2 pseudogenes are annotated in these 679 nt (G+C 44.2%); one reads left to right on the forward strand and one right to left on the reverse strand.

Annotated features, from left to right (window positions below):
• Positions 1-247: pseudogene (locus tag A3729_RS03050) on the reverse strand (twitching motility protein PilT); the annotation flags it as partial.
• 139 nt (positions 248-386) lie between these two features.
• Between A3729_RS03050 and A3729_RS03055 the strand changes: the two are divergent.
• Positions 387-679, forward strand: a pseudogene (locus A3729_RS03055) (YggS family pyridoxal phosphate enzyme); the annotation flags it as partial.

Raw genomic sequence — 679 nt, forward strand, 5'->3', positions numbered from 1 at the left:
CACGGAAGCGAGCAACACCGGGTACTTCGAACGAGAAGTCAGTCTCCAAGAATTCTTCAAAGTCTTTTCGTTGCTTGTCATTCATGATGTCATAAATCAGGGAATGAACTTCTTTGTGCTCCATCGCTGGCAGGTTGATACGGCGAACATCACCGTCAACACGGATCATTGGCGGTAGTCCGGCAGATAAATGTAAATCGGAAGCGCCTTGTTTGGCGGAGAATGCCAGCAGTTCAGTAATATCCATGGTCGTCCTCTAAAGCCTATAACTTTGTATCTTAGATTTTTAAATGAGAAAGCTGATCCAGAAGGATAAAGCTTGTTAATACAGGTTGTTTTTGCTCAAATGCATGTCGACTTTAAGACACGCCACGCAAACTTATATTATGAACTTCAGCATAGCAGACAAGCTCCAGAACGTAAGAAAAAGGATACAAAAAGCCACAATTGATGCCGGCCTAGCAGAAAACTCCGTGCAGCTCCTGGCGGTGTCGAAAAAGAAGCCTGCTGAAGCAGTCTTTGAGTTATTTAAGCAAGGGCAGAAAATATTTGGCGAGAACTATCTTAATGAAGCGCTTGAAAAGCAGATAGCGGTCAAGGCTTTATTGACGAAAGAAGGCAATGCCGAAGATATCGTCTGGCACTTTATTGGCCCGATTCAGTCGAATAAAACGCGGCC

The sequence above is a fragment of the Oleiphilus sp. HI0043 genome, assembly GCF_001634935.1.